Below are 14954 nucleotides of genomic sequence, written 5' to 3'. Positions count from 1 at the left end.
GCTCCATTGTCCCGTGCGCGGCGGCGAACCGCGGCAGCCGGGTCAGGACTCGCTGATCTTCTCCGCCCCGAAGACCTCCTGCAGCAGCCGCACGGCCTGCTGCTCACTGCTCTGCCGCGCGGTCTTCTCGTCGATCACGTCGTCGAGCGGCTCGTCACCGGGATCGAACCCCTCCCACGCCGCCCCGTCACCACCGCGGACGGTGCCGTTGGCCCCGACACCCGTCCCGCTGCCACCGCGGACCGCCCCGACGCCCGTCCCGCTGCCACCACGGACCGCCCCGTCACCGCTGCGGACGGTGCCCGTGCCCCCGCGGACCGTCTCGCCGGCCCCGCGGCTCGCTCCGTCGCCACGTCGGCTTGTCCCGGAGCCACCACGGGTCGTCCCCTTGTCGTCGGGGACCGGACCGTCGTACTCGGGGTCATACGGCGCCTCCTCGGTCGGAGAGCCGTCGGACCAGGAGGTGCCGCCGGAAGCGTGACCGCGGGCCGCACCGGCTGCGGCTCCGCTCGGGGCAGCCTGCGGAGCGGATCGTCCGGCAGCGGGCGCCGCTCCCCGGGCGGCCGCGGCCCGAGCCGCAGCGATCCCCCGGCTCGGCGCAGTCGACCCGTTGGAGCCTCCGACTGTCCCGGGTGGATCGTTGCGCGGAACCACCCGCGCCTCCGGCACCGCGTGGGGGCGAACCCGGTCGGCCTCGGCTCCGCTGTCCGCGCTGAGCGCAGACCCGCCCGCGCGACCGGGAACGGCGGGCTCCGGCCACTCGTCACCGTCGCCCTCGTCCGCGGCTGAGGCCGGGGCTTCGACCGCGGCTGGCGCCTGGGCCGTGCCCGGGACCTGAGCCGTCGACGCAGCTTGACCAGTCACAGGGGCTCGAGTCACCGTCGCCGCCTGACCCGCCGTCGCGACCTCAGCCGCCGTCGCAGCCTGACCGACCGCCTGGCCCACCGTGGGTGCCTGACCGACCGCCTGACCCACCGTGGGTGCCTGACCAACCGCCTGACCCGCCGTGGGTGCCTGACCAACCGCCTGACCCGCCGCGGGAGCCTGAGCCAGCGTCGCGGCCTGGCTTACCGTTACGGCTTGGGCCGCGCTGGCGGCTGGGGCCGCGAGCCCTCCGGGTTTGACGGGTTCCGGCCAGCCCCCGTCGTCCTCCTCGTCGGCCGAGGCCTGCGGCGCCGTCCCGGCCTGGCGGGCGGAGGTGCTCGATGCGCTGCGCCCCTGGGCCGGCGTCCGCTGCTCCGGAGCGTCTTGGAGAGCCGGCCGCGATTGCTGAGAGCCGGATTCCTGCGGGCCGCGCGAATCCTGCGGGCCGTGCGAGGCAGGTCCGCCACCGCCCTGCGGGCCCCGGGGAGCGGGCCGTCCACCCCCGCCCTGCGATGGTCCGCTCTCGCCGGCCACGTCGCACCGGATCTGCCAGCGGCCACCGAGCTCCTCGTAGAGCGCGTCGGCGATGAGCTGCGGCTCGGCGGCCACCATCCGGGCGTGCGCGGGGAAGCGGAACGTCAGCACGACGGTCTGGCCCTCGAGCTCGCGAACCGTGGCGCCCTGGACCAGCGCGGCGATCTTCTTGCTCTTCCGGCCGACCACCACCATGATCTGGGGCCACACCTCACGGATCGATGCCACGGTGAGCTGCCCCGGCACGACAGCGGCGGCAACGCCCGGCTCCTCGGGGGCGTCGGGCATCAGACCGGCCGGCTCGGGCCGCCGCGGCTGCTCGGAGGCGTCAGGCATCAAACCGGCAGGCTCGGGCCGCCGCGGCTCCGGCGCCGCTGGCACCGGCGTTCCGGCTTGGGCAAGCTCGCCGGGCGCCACCGTGGAGGCAGGAACAGACGCGTCGGTCGTCAAGCTCGACGCGGAAGCCGCGGCTGACGGGACGGACGGCGGTGTCACCGAGCCGTCGCGACCCCCTTGCCCGTCACTGCCGGCGTGCCGAGCTTGCTCATCGCCGTCGACCTGCCCGGATTGCTCAGAGGCGTCGACGTGCCCCGCCGCGGCCGTGGCGGCGCGTGTGTCGTTCGCTACGCCGGACGACGACGCGGACGTGGCGTCCACCGGTGCGGGCGTTGCAACAGGATCGGAAGCGGATCCTGCGACGGCACCCGCGGCGGGCGACGCTCCTCCCGCCTGGCCGCGGCGCGCCGCCGCTGCCGCAGCGCGTGCTGCCGACAGGCCGACACCGGACACCGATGATGCGGTGGTGGCGGCCGACGGCTGTGCATCCTGCGGGGACGGGTGCTCCGGGCGTACGGAATCGTGGTCGGACGTCAGGGTGAGTCGCCGCTCCATGCGCTCCAGACGCTGGAGCAGCGCGCCGCTGGAGTCGTCGGCGCCGGGGAGCAGCATGCGGGCGGTGATCAGCTCGAGCAGCAGCCGCGGTGCGGTCGTGCCGCGCATCTCGACCAGGCCGTTGTGCACGATGTCGGCGCACCGGGAGAGGGTGGCCGGGCCGAGACGGGTGGCCTGGGCGCCCATCTGCTCGAGCTGGTCGGCCGGGCCGTCGATCAGGCCCTTGGTGACGGCGTCCGGGACCTGCTGCAGGACGATCAGATCACGGAAGCGTTCGAGCAGGTCGGACGCGAACCGCCGGGGGTCGTGGCCGGCCTCGGCGACGCGGTCGATCGTCTGGTAGGCCGCCGCGCCGTCGCCGGCGGCCAGCGCGTCACACATCTCGTCGATCAGCGCGACGTCGGTCACGCCGAGCAGCGCCACCGCTCGGGCGTAGTCGACGCCCTCGGGGCCGGCCCCGGCGATGAGCTGGTCGAGGACCGACAGCGTGTCCCGCGCGCTGCCCCCGCCCGCCCGCACGACCAGGGGAAAGACGGTCGGGTCGACGTGGATGCCCTCGGCATCGGTCAACTGCTGCAGGTACGGCCGGAGCACCGCCGGCGGGATCAGCCGGAACGGGTAGTGATGGGTCCGCGACCGGATCGTGCCGAGCACCTTCTCCGGCTCGGTCGTGGCGAAGATGAACTTGACGTAGTCGGGCGGCTCCTCGACGAGCTTGAGCAGCGCGTTGAAGCCCGCCGACGACACCATGTGGGCCTCGTCGATGACGTAGATCTTGTAGCGGCTGTTAGCGGGGGCGAAGAACGCCTTCTCCCGCAGCTCGCGTGCATCGTCGACGCCACCATGACTGGCCGCGTCGATCTCGATGACGTCGATCGAACCGGCGCCGTCGTTGGCCAGCGACCTGCATGACCCGCAGGCCCCGCACGGCTCGGGAGTGGGACCCTGCTCACAGTTGAGCGACCGGGCGAGGATGCGAGCGCTGGAGGTCTTGCCGCAGCCGCGCGGGCCGGAGAAGAGATAGGCATGGTGCAGCCGCCCGCTGCGCAACGCCTGCGACAGCGGCTCGGTGACGTGCTCCTGTCCGATGACCTCGGCAAACGTGCGAGGACGGTACTTGCGGTAGAGGGCCAGTGCCACTCCTGCCTCCTCCTGACGACCGCGCCATTCTCCGTCGAGGGTGTGACAAGAACAAACGGCGTGCCCCAGAAGTGAAGGACCCCCCGTGCACCCGCCAGAGCCCGCTTATCCTTGCTGCCTTCCGGCCCTGGGGAGGTTCACGGGTTACGCGCCGCACGAGGGGCTGGTGGACAGCCTACCTGCAGCGGTCGGCGGGCCACCGGGTGGTCCCGCGGAAACCGGTGGGATCGGGTCTGTATCCTGTCGGACGGAGGATTCGCCTAGAGGCCTAGGGCGCACGCTTGGAAAGCGTGTTGGGTTCACACCCTCACGAGTTCGAATCTCGTATCCTCCGCCAGCTTGACCAGGCACAACGCAAGGGCCGACCCCGAGGGGATCGGCCCTTCTGCGTGAGCGGTCTCAGTTTCGGTCTAGTTTCTCGTCAGGCGGCCTCCGATCCGCCTTCCTTCTCCCCCGCCGGGTCAGCGGGCGGCAGCTCGGCAGGCCTCCAGATGAGGCCGCCGACCCGCTTGGCGATGTCGGCCCGGATCGGGTCGGTCATGTGCTGGTACCGGGCCGCCATGCTCGTGGTTGCCCGGACGGGAGGGAAAGCGCTCAAAAGGCTGATGTGCCAGTGTCGCGGAATGAGTTGCTGCCTCCTGTCGGCGTACGGGTTCCGATGCAGAGCCAAGTACGGCAAACGTACCGAGGCCGGGAAGCTGGACGCTCGGGCTGATGACGACCGACGGCTCGGTGAACTCCTTCCGCTGCTTACGCTGGGTTACCGGTAGAGGCGGATCGGCGCCTGGATCACGAGGTGCGAACACCGCGTTGCCGCCTCATCGCCGACCATGTGACGATCTCCGCGATGCCGCCATCTACTACGCCCACCGTGCGTTTCGTGCCCCTGCCCCCGCAAGCGCTGGAGTGCCTGCTCAACGGCGATTTGACCGCTGCCCGCGAAGTCACCGGGGTTCGACTGTCGGACTGGTTCCTTTCCGACGACGTCACGTGGCTGTGGCGAATGCGCCTCGACCAGATCGCCAAAGATCCCCGGGCTACCGACTGGATCGTCCGAGCGGCGGTATCAGTTCCGGACGAGGTGGTGGTCGGAGCCGGCGGCTTCCACGGTCCGCCCGACGACGACGGAATGGTGGAGATCGGATACAGCACGGACCCGGACTACCGCAGGCGCGGCTACGCCAAGGCGATGGTCGCCGCGTTGCTACTCTGGGCCGCCGCCGAGCCGTCGGCTGTCACCGTGCGGGCCAGTATCAGTCCCGAGAACCATGCCTCACTGGCGACCATTGCCGGGTTCGGCTTCGCCCATGTCGGCGAGCAGTGGGACGACGAGGACGGCACGGAGTTCCTCTACGAACGCCCCGCTCGGTAGGCGCGGGAAGCTCTACGCCCGCTCATCGAATCCGGACGTGGATGGGGCGACCATCGTCACGTCGCGTAGCCGGGGAACTTCAGGTGCGGCATCGTTTCCTCTGCCGACCTCTCTGCTCACTTGCTGATGTCGATAGGTGCTCTGTACGTAACCGCCGTCTGGTGGAGCTCCGGCGGTGGTGCGTTGAGTCATCAGAGCGACGCGAAGCCGTGGCGGTTCGAGATCCGAGACGAGGACGGCAAGTGGCAGGTGGCCAGCGTCGAGGCGCCCTCGTGGTGCGGTGGGTACGTCGCGCGATGCCTAGACGAGACGGCACCGTCGTCCAGCAGGTCGCCGAACCCGTCTCCGTCGCCCTCGGATGACCTCCTGGGGCACCCACGCTCGATGCTCAGGTGCGGGGCATTCCTGCCCGCCAACCTCCGAGCCGGTACCGAGCCCGTCCTGACGCGCTCGGTACCGGGAACAACGATGCTCCGGCTGCTGTAGCAGGCCCAAGCGGTCTCGGTTGTGGTCTCAGTTGTGGTCTCATTCGATGCCGACCGCAGCCGTTCTGCGACGTCCGGAGCGAGAGGTAGCGGCAGGTCAGAGACGGTATCGGTCGGTGCCGGACGATGGTCAACAGACTTGGAAAGCGTGTTGGGTTCACACCCTCACGAGTTCGAATCTCGTATCCTCCGCCACACGGAGACGCCCGGCGGACCACACGGTCCGCCGGGCGTTCGTCATATCCGGCGCCTGCACGGCGACCGCTGCCCGGCGTTCATGATCGCCGCCGGACGCTCGCGGTGCCCGCCGGACGCTCACGGTGCCCGCCGGACGCTCACGGTGCCCGCCGGACGCTGGCGGTGCCCGGCGTTCGTGATCGCCGCCGGACGTTCACGGTGCCCGGCGGGCATTCGTCATGTCTCACCCGACGTCTGTCATATCTGAGCCGCCGCGATGGCGTCGTCCACCTCCGGGAAGATCGCGAAGTACCGGCTCAGGCCGACGGTGTCGAGCAGGTCCACGAGGAAGTGGTTGGCGCCGGCGAAACTCAGCCAGCCGCCTCGTGCGGTGATCACCTGCTTGGCGGTGATGAAGGCGCTGAGCCCGACGGAGTCGCAGAAGTTGAGGGCGGACAGGTCGACCACGATCCGCGGGACCGGTCGTTCCAGCAGGTCCGCGAGGAGGTCGTGAAGTTTCGGGGCGGTGTCGGCGTCGAGCTCGCCGCTCAGGCGGAGCACGGCGACGTCGGTGCGGTGGTCGGTCACAGTGGCCTGCATGGCATCGCTTTCGTCCTGGTTGGGTGGTTTCACAGGTTAGATGTGGCCGATTACTCGATGGCGCACAAAGCGTCCGTCCAGATCACGCAGAGGAATCCGCATTACGCAACAACGCGCGGAGCACCGAGCAGGGCTTCGGCGGCGATTCGTCGCATCGAGGTGGAGCCGAGAGCCCGGCCCAGGTCACCACCGTCCGGGCAAGAGAGCAGGGTCGACGCCACCGCCACTCAGGCAACGGAGCGGATCGAGGCCCCAGCGCCTCGGGCACGAGAGCGGGCACGGAGGGATTTCTCCGGCGGCACGGGGAGCGCCCTCGCCGAGGAAATGTCCGCCCACGACGACGGACACGGAGGGCGACGCCGTTGAGGCATAGGGGCGAGCGCTACGGCGATCGCCTGGGACGTTGGGCAAGCGCTACGGCGAGCGCCTCCGTGACGTCGGGCGAGCGCTGAGGGCCGCTGCGCCCGGCGGGAACGGAAACGGGCCGGACCCGTGAGGGTCCGACCCGTTCGTCGGCTGGCCGAGAAGAAAGGTCGAGTGCGGCGCAGCCCGGCTCCTGGCGTCCTAGAGCTGACGCCACTGCCAGCGTGGCCCGCGCCACGCGTCTGCCAGGATCAGCGCGGAGGCCTTTCCCGGACACTGCTGCACCTTGGATTTCCCCTGGGGGCCGCCCATCTGAGCTTCGACCTCCCAGATCTCCCCGTCGGTGCGGACGTAGACGTCCCGGCGCGCAAGTCGGACGTCACCATTCCACCAGTGCTGCTCAACTCTCACGTGTCGACCTTATGACAGATATCGACGCTTCTGCGCGAGGCGAATCTGCGAAACTTTTTCGCCGGCAGGACGAAGGGCGTGGGCCGATCCGGTGGTTTTTCGCGCCACCACTTGCGTGGAGGGGACATATTAGGGCGGCTTCCTCACTAGCACTCTGCGTAGTCGTGGCAGGTCCCGCAGGGATCGAAAGACGACGAGACGGTAACGATGCGCGTCCGCGGTCTGGCCAGGTCATTTTGATCATGTTAACGACGGGAGCGCTGGGGAGGACTCGGGCTCGTACGAGAGAAATCAGCACAGTGCGTGACCAAGATCAGAGGCGTAGTGTGCTCGGGCTTCGCCTTCGAGCCGGAACTACATCTTCGCTTAGTGCCAATTTCGGCATGCCCGTTCGGGCGACCGCAGGCACCTCTTCGTAATCGGGACTACCACTAAGAGTGATTGCCCGATCGGGTCGCGCGACGACTGTTTTCACCCTCATCGAACGTGGTCGGGTCAGCGCCGCATGTCGATCAGGCGGCGACGCCGACCCTCGGGCCCGGCCAGACATTGAAATCGAAGCCTTCTGCAGAGGGAGGGGCGATGCCGAAGCTTCGGGACCACGGCCAGGAGGTGAGTGAAAGCTGCGGGGCCACGGCCAGGCGGTAAAGCCAAGCTCCGGGCCCGGCCAGGCGGCGATGCCAAAGCTCCGAGGCCCCCAACTAGGCGGCGACGTCAGGGCTTCACTTTGTCGTGTGGCGCGAAGCCCTCAGCGACCACCACATCCCGCCGGTGATCGGTGACGGAGTAGACGAGTCCGGCCACGGCGGCGACCGCGACCACCGCGGCACCGGCCATGACCGTGATCCGCTTGCGCCGGCGCGCCCGCAGCACGCTCGGCGGCGTCTCCTCGAGTTCGTGCGCCCACGTGATGGAGGGGGTCGTGTCGGCAGAAGCAGGGGCAGGGGCAGGGGTGGGATCGACGCTCACGGAACCACATTGTGCGATAGAAATCGATCTCATGCCGCCCGGCCGGAGCGGGTCCGACGGACGCGACGAGGCCGGCAGCCGCGCGAACCGGCCGGCGGCGACGTGATCAGGCCGGGACGGCAGGAGCCGTGCGGTGTGTCACGGGACTTCGCTGTGCCCGTACTGAAGAAACCCGGAAAGCCCCGCCTTTTGTCTCCTTCGGGGCGTGGCGCTGCACGGGAGCCGATGCAGCCGCTACCGTCACTCGCTGAGAGCTGAAGTTCCGTGGGGGGATTCGTGTCGACTTTCGCTGCCGCCGTCGCTCGGGGCAAGAACGGCTGGACGGCGTCCGAGCTGGAGCTCGCCGGACTGGCCGACATCGATGAGGTGGTGGACCGGCTCCGGGATGCCGAGCCGGATGCCGAGCTGTCGCTGCTGTTCGTCGAGGCGGACGACCAGTATCTGGTGATTCTGCGCCTCGACGAGGGTGAGGATCTGCGGGTGTTCGGTTCCGACTCGGCGTTCGCCGACGAGTCGCGGCTGGGTGCCCTGCTGCTCGCCGATGTGGAGACGCCGGCGCTGGAGATCGACGAGCTGGCCGCGCCGCGGGGTGGTGATGACGAGGATGAGGAAGAGCGGCCGGCCGCCGATCCCGATGCCGATCCGATCGGTGACGTGGAGCTGCTGACCGACCTTGGCATCGGGTCGCATCGGCTGCTGACGCTCTGCGGGCTCGAGGGCATGCTGCCGTCCGACGTGACCGCGGAGATCTGCCAGAAGCTCGGCTGCGGCGACGAGCTGGAAGAGCTGCGCGAGGCGTGATACCCCGCCCGCGGCACGAGACGTGGATGCGGCGGGCCATCTCCGTCGCCTCCTCGTTTCCGGAGGACGTGCCCGTCGGCGCGGTGGTGTTCGACGGGTCCGGCACCGAGCTGGCCGCGGCCGGGAACGAGCGGGAGGCGACCGGCGATCCGACCGCGCACGCCGAGATACTGGCGCTGCGCCGGGCCGCCCTGCTGACCGGCAGTTGGCGGCTGGAGGACTGCACGCTCGTCGTGACCCTGGAACCGTGCACGATGTGCGCCGGCGCCCTGGTGCTGGCCCGGATCGGCACGCTGGTCTTCGGCGCCTGGGAGCCGAAGACCGGCGCGGCCGGGTCCCTGTGGGACGTGGTGCGGGACCGGCGCCTCAACCACCGCCCCGAGGTCTATTCCGGGGTTCTGGAGGCCGAGTGCGCCGCCCTCATGCAGGACTTCTTCAGGCGATGATGGTGTCGAGACCGATCTGCACCATGTCGGAGAAGCCCTGCTCCCGCTGCGCTGAATCCATCTTCTCGCCGCGCTTGATGTGGTCGCTGACGGTCAGGATGGTCAGCGCCTTGGCCCGGAACCGGGCCGCGGTCGTGTAGATGGCCGCCGACTCCATCTCGACCGCCAGCACGCCGTAGTCGGCGAGCGTGTCGAAGAGGTCGGGGCGGTCGGTGTAGAACGCGTCCGCGGCGAGTACCGGACCCACCCGCAGCGCGATCTCCCGCCGGTCGGCCACGTCGGCGGCGGTCCGGAGCAGGCTGAAATCCGCGACCGGCGCGTAGTCGACGAGACCGTCGAACCGCGCCCGGTTCATGTTCGAGTCGGTGGCCGAGCCGATGGCGGCGATCACGTCACCGAGGTTCAGGTCGTCCAACAGGGCCCCGCAGGAGCCGATCCGGATCAGCGACTTGACGCCGTACTCGTTGATCAGCTCGTGGCTGTAGATCGAGGCGGACGGCATGCCCATGCCGGAGCCCTGCACCGAGACGCGCACCCCCTGCCACGTGCCGGTGAAGCCCAGCATCCCCCGCACCTGCGTGTAACAGACGGGGTCCTTCAGAAAGGTCTCGGCGATCCACTTCGCCCGCATCGGGTCTCCCGGAAGGAGAACCCGCTCGGCGATGTCGCCCGGCTGCGCGCCGATGTGCACACTCATGTCTGAAGATCCTGCCAGGCCGCCCCGCGGCAGGTGGCGCTACCTGGCTCTTCGCGCTTTCCGGGTACCCGGCGGCGACGGGCGCGAGCCGTCTAGTAACCTACTTCGCGGTGGTGTGTCCGAGCGGCCTAAGGAGCACGCCTCGAAAGCGTGTGAGGGTGCAAGCCCTCCAAGGGTTCAAATCCCTTCACCACCGCCACTAGCAGGGCAGACGCCCGGCGACTCTCAGTGAGCCGCCGGGCGTTTTTGTGTTTGGTCTCAATTCTGGTCTCAGTTGCCCGGACCGAGCGCCCCGGCCGCCCCGTCGTCCGGCTGGTCCTGCTCCTTCGGGGCCGGGTGCCACAGCAGTCCACCGACGCGTTTCGCCACGTCGTGGCGAACCTGATCGGTGAGGTGCTGGTAGCGCTTCGCCATCGCGGAGTTGGACCAGCCCATGATGCCCATGACGGCGCGTTCCGCGACCTCCAGCACCAGGAGGACCGTCGCAGCGGTGTGCCGGGCATCATGCAGGCGACCGTCCCGCAGCTTGGCTGCCTTTAGCAGCCGCTTCCACTCGGTGTAGTCCGTGCGGGGATTCAGCGGTCCTCCCGTCGGTGTAGCGAACACCCATCCGCCATCGGTCCACAACTGCGCGGCTCTGATGCGCTCCCAATCCTGCGCGCGCTTGTGCTGGCGTAGAAGTGACACCAACTGATCGGGAAGGCCAACCCGGCGACGGCCGGCGCGTGACTTGGTCTCGGCGCACTCGTCTCGAAGCGGCTCACGATCGGGGCAGTGTCCGCCCATCTTCCGGCCGCACGGCGCCTTGCAACCATGTCGCCACCTCGGCCGCAATCGGGACCGGCGCACAATGAGCGCACCGGCGTCCAGATCCACGTCGGCCCATTTCAAGCCGAGCGCCTCACCCTGCCGCAATCCGAGTGCGAGCGCGATAGCCCACCGGGCACCATTCCGAGGCGTTTCAGCCGCCGCGACGAGAAGGCGCTGAACCTCCTCGACGGAGTACGGTTCCACCTCCTCCTCATCGAGTCGTGGTGGCTTGGCGAGGCTCGCGACGTTCTTGACGAGGTGTCCCCGGCGCATCGCTTCATTCAGGGCAGTTCGCAACGTTCGAAGAGCCTGATGTGCCGTCGCCGCCGCGCTGCCCCTCTCCTGCATCCGGCGGGTGAGCTTCTCGACGTGCTCCGGTGCCAGCTTCTCCAGCCTGTGTGCACCGATGCCGGGGATCAGGTGGACGTGCACCGCTACGCGGTATCCGGATGCCGTGTTCTCACGGACGTTCGGAGTTGCAATGTTCTCTAGCCAGTGCGTGAGCCATTTAGCCACGGTCCAACTCTCGCCTGCCTTGCGCAGCGTACCGCTGTCCCGTTCGCGTTCGATCGCGCGAACCTTGGACTTGACATTCTTCTCGTCTTTACCCGTCACGTGACGACGGTCCGGCTTGCCGTCATCTCGGGTGCCGACGGTCACACGACCGTGCCAACGACCGTCGGCACCCGGATAGATGGACGACTCGCCGTTTGCTCGGCGCTTCGCCATTGTGGTTCCCTTCGTTCAGGCGGCGGCAGGCAAAATCACGCTTTGCTGCCGCAGCCGATCGACGTATTCGGTAAGGCATTGGGCGGGAATGCGGCGGAGTCGGCCGATGGTGACAGACTCGATTTCGCCGCTGGATACGAGCGCGTACATGAGGGTCCGGCCGATGCCGAGTCTCTGTGCGGCTTGTTCGATGGTGAGGACGAGTGGTGTGGCGTCGGTGGCCATGGCGGTTCTCCCCGTGCTTCGACGTGGCGGGCCTTGTAGAGGGCGCCCACGGCGCCGCTGAGGCCCCGTCGCGTGTCCCGGGCCTCGGGGACGTGGGTGCGAAGTGGCAGTGCGGAGAAGGCGGTAGAACGGCCCGTTGAGAACGCCGTGGAAGCAAGATCCGAGGCGGGTACAGGCGAGGGCGCCGGTCTGTCTACGTGGCTCTCAGCGGGCCGTTCTGAGCGGTGCTTCCGGGGGCCGGCCGGTTATGGGCGGGGTTGCCGTCCCATCCGTCCCAGCCGTCGCAGTGCAGGTCAAAGCGGGACGGCAAGTTCTGGTGGGACGGCTTATGCCGTCCCACGTCCCGCATCGGCCGGGGGCGAGGGCATCTCGTCGAGGGTGGGGTGGGACGGGTGGATCCGTACCACGTCGGCTATCCGTCCCGGGCTGACCTGCGGTGGGACGCTTGGGACGGTTGGGACGGCAACCCCCTCCAGTTCGGGGCAGTAGCGCTGCCACGCATCGGCGAAGTCGGCGCGGCGGTAGCCCTTAGCCTGTCCGGTGCTGAAGCGCAGGTTGACCGAGGTGATGTCGTACTCGCGCAGCAGCGCGCCGAGGATGCGGGCGGTCAGCCCGGTCCCCCCGTACTCGGCCCACAGTGCTTCGGGGTCGGCTTTGAGCCGGTCGATCAGTACGGAGGTAGGGATGGCGTCGTGCGGGCCGAACGCGGCCCGGCAGTCGGTGAGCAGCCGGATCCGGTCGGAGGTGACGGTGTGCCCGTCGCGTTCGGCGGTGAGTGCCTCGGCGGCGCGGCGGCCCCGGTCGGGCCAGTCGCCCCCGGCGAGGTCGGCGACGGCGATCAGCGGTTCCCAGGTGTCGGCGGCCCGATCTTCCAGCGGCATGTCCGGCTCGGCGCGTTCCAGGGCGGCGAGGTTGGCGCGCAGCCAGGTGCCGAGGTTGTTGCCGACCTGGCGCAGTGCCGGGCCGTCGCGGCGATGCCGGTACGGGGCCACGGTTTCGCCGGGTGCGCGGCGGCGCATCCGGACAACCACGGCCCGGTCCTCGATCGTGTCGGGCATCTGCCCGATCCCGGCCAAGGCGGCCATGGCGAACGTGGCGATCTTCTCCACCTTCTTGGTGTTGCTGTCGTAGCGGATGGTCGGCCGGTTGCGCTGGTGTCCGGCGTTGAGCAGCCCGCGCAACTCCTCGTTGGATTCGGCCTGCTTGCCGCCGAAGATGGTGTCGGCCTCATCCACCAACAGGGTGGGTGGTTCGCCACTGCCGATCGAGCGGTAGACGGCGGCCGTGGACGCGTTGACGGTGATCAGTGGGTTGCAGCACGTGCCCTCGACGATGTCGAGCAGCCTCGACTTCCCGCACCGCTTCTCGGGTGCCCGGATGACCAGGCGGGGTGCGTGCGCCCACGCGGCGATCGCGTGGGTGGCGGCGACCCACAACGCCACGGCGTCGATGGCCTCGGCCGACGGCAGGACGACGTACTTGGTGAGGGTGGCGTGTAGTCGGTCGAGGATGGCGGTTCCTTCGATGATCCGGTGTGGTTGTGTCATGCCGGTTCTCCGATCGTGGGTTCGCACGGCGGTGTGCGCTCGCCGTGGTAGTTGTCGCAGTAGCTGCCGTCGGGTAGTCGCCACTCGGTGAACCAGTGACGCCCGTACGGCGAGGGCCGCTTCTGTGCCCAGGTGCCGCAGTGCACGCAGTGGGCGTTGTATGCATCCCGGTGCTCCCACCGGTGGCGGCCGGTACTCATGCCGCAATCCCTGGTATGGCAACGGATTCCGCGCGGAACCCGCCGACGATGGCGGCGTGGATGTCGCGATGGATTTGCTGGGCGCGGACCCCGGCGTCGTAGAGGGCGTCGTAGGCGGCGGCCGGGGTGAGGGCTCCGGCAGCGACCATCCGCGCGACGCCCCGGGCGGCGCCGTACAGGGTGGTGCGGCGGGTGCCTTGCGGGGCGCGGGCTACGGCGTCTAGGTGCGCGGCGAGCAGGGCGGTCGGGGATGAGATGCCCTGCCCCTGGCTGATGAGGGTGACGGTGGCGGCCGGGGCCGCGGGCGGATCGACTGGCCGGCAAAGCGCGACCAGCGGCGGAGGCATCTCGACCATCGGCCGGTCCCCTACCCGCCGGTACGGCTGTCCGGTGCTCGGGTGCACCGACGGCGGTGCGACCACGTACCCGCCGTCGGCTTTGATGTCGATGCCGTCATGGCCGCACAGCTTCGCGGCCAGGGGGACACCGGGATGGTCGTAGTACAGGTGCCAGCCGCCGGAGCCGGTGCGCACACACCGGGTTGGTGGCATGAGGTCGGGCAGGACGGTCCCGCCGTTGCGCGGGTCGATGTCGAGCACGCACAGGTTGCAGATGCGGCCGGTGCGGATGGCCAGCATCCCGCCGGGGACAGCGGTCACGAGGGCGGCGATCCGGTCGGGGTCGCGGGTCGCGGCGTAGAAGCCGTGACAGGTCAAGCACGTGCAGGCCTGCGGGTCGTGGCCGGGATCCTCGGAGACTTTCGGGCAGGCGGGGCAGTTGGCGACGGGACGCTTGCCGCCGGCGAGCAGGAACACGGGGAAGCCCTCGGCGGCCAGCGCGAGCGCGGCGGGCAGCGTCGGGCCAGAGTGCGGCATGGTGGACTCCCTGGTGGTCGATGGGGACGGAGAGCGGTTCGGGTCGCCCCGCCAGCGCGGCCGGGGTGTGCGCGGGACAGCGCGGCCCGATCAGGTAGCGGCGCACCCGGTCGGCGGCGAGGCAGAGGCGGGCCTCGGCGCCGATCCAGTGCCCGCACGCGGTGGCGGCGCGGGTCATCTCAGGCCACACGGCGGGTGCGCCGGTCGGGGAAGTCCGGGCGGGCCGTGCGGTTGCGGGTGGTGTTCAGGGCGGCGCGGGTCGCCGGGTCCATGAGCGCCCGGTCGGCGCGGTCCGGGCCGTGAGTGAGGGCGTGGCGGCGACGCGCTTCGAGCAGCGCGGGCAGGTCGGGGTGGCCGATGCGGCGGCGACCGCCGGGCAGGCGCGTGACGGTGAGACCTTGCGCTGCGGCGGCGGCGTCGCCGCGAGCGTGGATGAGGTTGGCGAGGCGGTCGAGCACGCTCACAGCAGGGGTCCTTTCGGCGGGGTGGGTCAGCGGGTGCCGTCGCGGCGGCGGCGGGCGAGCTGGTTGTAGATCCAGCGCCCGGCGCGGAGCCGGCGGCCGGTGCCGTCGCAGCGGCGGCAGAGCCGGAACGCGCGCCCGGACGGGGAGCGCTTCTTGCCGAGCCCATGGCATTTGCGGCAGGCCTTGAACGGCCAGATCCAGCACCCGAGGGCGTAGCAAAGGGTGACGGCCAGCGCGGCGACGGTGAGGGTGATAGCGGGGGTGAGGTGGGGGTCCATGACAGCCTCCGGAGCCGGATTTTGGGTGTGCGGGGCTGTGAGCTGCTATCCGCTAGCGGCCAGCTCAGGATCTTGA

Annotated in this window: 15 protein-coding genes, 2 tRNA genes and 1 other RNA gene; 5 read left to right on the top strand and 13 right to left on the bottom strand. The window is 69.9% G+C overall.

Translation table 11 applies throughout. The features are described from left to right. Positions 1 to 42: 42 nt before the first annotated feature. Positions 43 to 3429 carry a DNA polymerase III subunit gamma and tau gene (locus EDD30_RS21420; protein WP_123678448.1) on the bottom strand — a complete coding sequence of 1129 codons (3387 nt, stop codon included), beginning with the start codon at positions 3427 to 3429 and terminating at the stop codon, positions 43 to 45. 71 nt (positions 3430 to 3500) lie between these two features. Then, positions 3501 to 3597, bottom strand: an RNA gene (gene ffs, locus EDD30_RS21415) — signal recognition particle sRNA small type. Between the two features lie 81 nt (positions 3598 to 3678). Here ffs and EDD30_RS21410 point away from each other — a divergent pair. After that, positions 3679 to 3766 (top strand) — tRNA-Ser (locus tag EDD30_RS21410). 534 nt (positions 3767 to 4300) lie between these two features. Further along, entirely contained in the window at positions 4301 to 4801 is a 501-nt protein-coding gene (locus tag EDD30_RS21400; RefSeq protein WP_244945348.1) for a GNAT family N-acetyltransferase, read from the top strand. A 920-nt stretch (positions 4802 to 5721) separates the two neighbouring features. On the opposite strand, the gene EDD30_RS21395 is transcribed toward EDD30_RS21400, so the two are convergent. From EDD30_RS21395 to EDD30_RS38395, 3 genes are all read right to left on the bottom strand, one after another. Next, positions 5722 to 6063, bottom strand: a complete 342-nt coding sequence (locus tag EDD30_RS21395; protein ID WP_071809789.1) for an STAS domain-containing protein — start codon at positions 6061 to 6063, stop codon at positions 5722 to 5724. A gap of 564 nt (positions 6064 to 6627) precedes the next feature. Further along, positions 6628 to 6837, bottom strand: coding sequence for a hypothetical protein (locus tag EDD30_RS21390; RefSeq protein ID WP_071809790.1), 210 nt, complete (start codon positions 6835 to 6837; stop codon positions 6628 to 6630). 714 nt (positions 6838 to 7551) lie between these two features. Next, the gene (locus EDD30_RS38395; protein ID WP_143163059.1) at positions 7552 to 7806 is read right to left on the bottom strand and encodes a hypothetical protein; all 255 of its coding nucleotides are present in this window, start codon (positions 7804 to 7806) and stop codon (positions 7552 to 7554) included. A gap of 276 nt (positions 7807 to 8082) precedes the next feature. Between EDD30_RS38395 and EDD30_RS21385 the strand changes: the two genes are divergently transcribed. Both EDD30_RS21385 and tadA read left to right on the top strand, forming a co-directional pair. Beyond that, positions 8083 to 8607: a tRNA adenosine deaminase-associated protein gene (locus tag EDD30_RS21385; RefSeq protein WP_071809791.1), complete on the top strand. Its 525-nt coding sequence runs from the start codon at positions 8083 to 8085 to the stop codon at positions 8605 to 8607. Further along, positions 8604 to 9053 (top strand): tRNA adenosine(34) deaminase TadA, encoded by a 450-nt coding sequence (gene tadA, locus EDD30_RS21380; protein WP_342353743.1) that lies wholly within the window; start codon positions 8604 to 8606, stop codon positions 9051 to 9053. The genes EDD30_RS21385 and tadA overlap by 4 nt, the downstream gene beginning before the upstream one ends. On the opposite strand, the gene deoD is transcribed toward tadA, so the two are convergent. Beyond that, positions 9043 to 9750, bottom strand: a complete 708-nt coding sequence (deoD, locus tag EDD30_RS21375; protein ID WP_071809793.1) for a purine-nucleoside phosphorylase — start codon at positions 9748 to 9750, stop codon at positions 9043 to 9045. The genes tadA and deoD overlap by 11 nt on opposite strands. A 109-nt stretch (positions 9751 to 9859) precedes the next feature. On the opposite strand from deoD, the gene EDD30_RS21370 reads away from it, so the two are divergent. After that, a tRNA-Ser gene (locus EDD30_RS21370) sits at positions 9860 to 9949 on the top strand. Between the two features lie 71 nt (positions 9950 to 10020). Here EDD30_RS21370 and EDD30_RS21365 read toward each other — a convergent pair. From EDD30_RS21365 to EDD30_RS21330, 7 genes are all read right to left on the bottom strand, one after another. Beyond that, positions 10021 to 11289: a tyrosine-type recombinase/integrase gene (locus EDD30_RS21365; RefSeq protein ID WP_071809794.1), complete on the bottom strand. Its 1269-nt coding sequence runs from the start codon at positions 11287 to 11289 to the stop codon at positions 10021 to 10023. Positions 11290 to 11304: 15 nt separating this feature from the next. Further along, a complete protein-coding gene (locus EDD30_RS21360) occupies positions 11305 to 11514 on the bottom strand; it encodes a helix-turn-helix domain-containing protein (RefSeq protein WP_071809795.1) in 210 nt (69 codons plus the stop codon). 326 nt (positions 11515 to 11840) lie between these two features. After that, positions 11841 to 13061, bottom strand: coding sequence for a DUF3631 domain-containing protein (locus EDD30_RS21355; protein WP_394328328.1), 1221 nt, complete (start codon positions 13059 to 13061; stop codon positions 11841 to 11843). After that, complete coding sequence (locus EDD30_RS21350; RefSeq protein ID WP_071809796.1) at positions 13058 to 13261, bottom strand: hypothetical protein; 204 nt, start codon at positions 13259 to 13261, stop codon at positions 13058 to 13060. Before EDD30_RS21350 ends, EDD30_RS21355 begins: the two co-directional genes overlap by 4 nt. After that, complete coding sequence (locus EDD30_RS21345) at positions 13258 to 14136, bottom strand: bifunctional DNA primase/polymerase (RefSeq protein WP_071809797.1); 879 nt, start codon at positions 14134 to 14136, stop codon at positions 13258 to 13260. The genes EDD30_RS21350 and EDD30_RS21345 overlap by 4 nt, the downstream gene beginning before the upstream one ends. A 179-nt stretch (positions 14137 to 14315) precedes the next feature. Further along, positions 14316 to 14600 (bottom strand): hypothetical protein, encoded by a 285-nt coding sequence (locus EDD30_RS21335; RefSeq protein ID WP_071809798.1) that lies wholly within the window; start codon positions 14598 to 14600, stop codon positions 14316 to 14318. A gap of 26 nt (positions 14601 to 14626) precedes the next feature. After that, positions 14627 to 14878: a hypothetical protein gene (locus EDD30_RS21330; RefSeq protein ID WP_071809799.1), complete on the bottom strand. Its 252-nt coding sequence runs from the start codon at positions 14876 to 14878 to the stop codon at positions 14627 to 14629. Between the last annotated feature and the right edge of the window lie 76 nt (positions 14879 to 14954).

It is taken from the genome of Couchioplanes caeruleus (assembly GCF_003751945.1).
Classification (GTDB): Bacteria; Actinomycetota; Actinomycetes; order Mycobacteriales; family Micromonosporaceae; genus Actinoplanes; species Actinoplanes caeruleus.
This window is presented reverse-complemented; position numbering and strand designations above follow the sequence as displayed.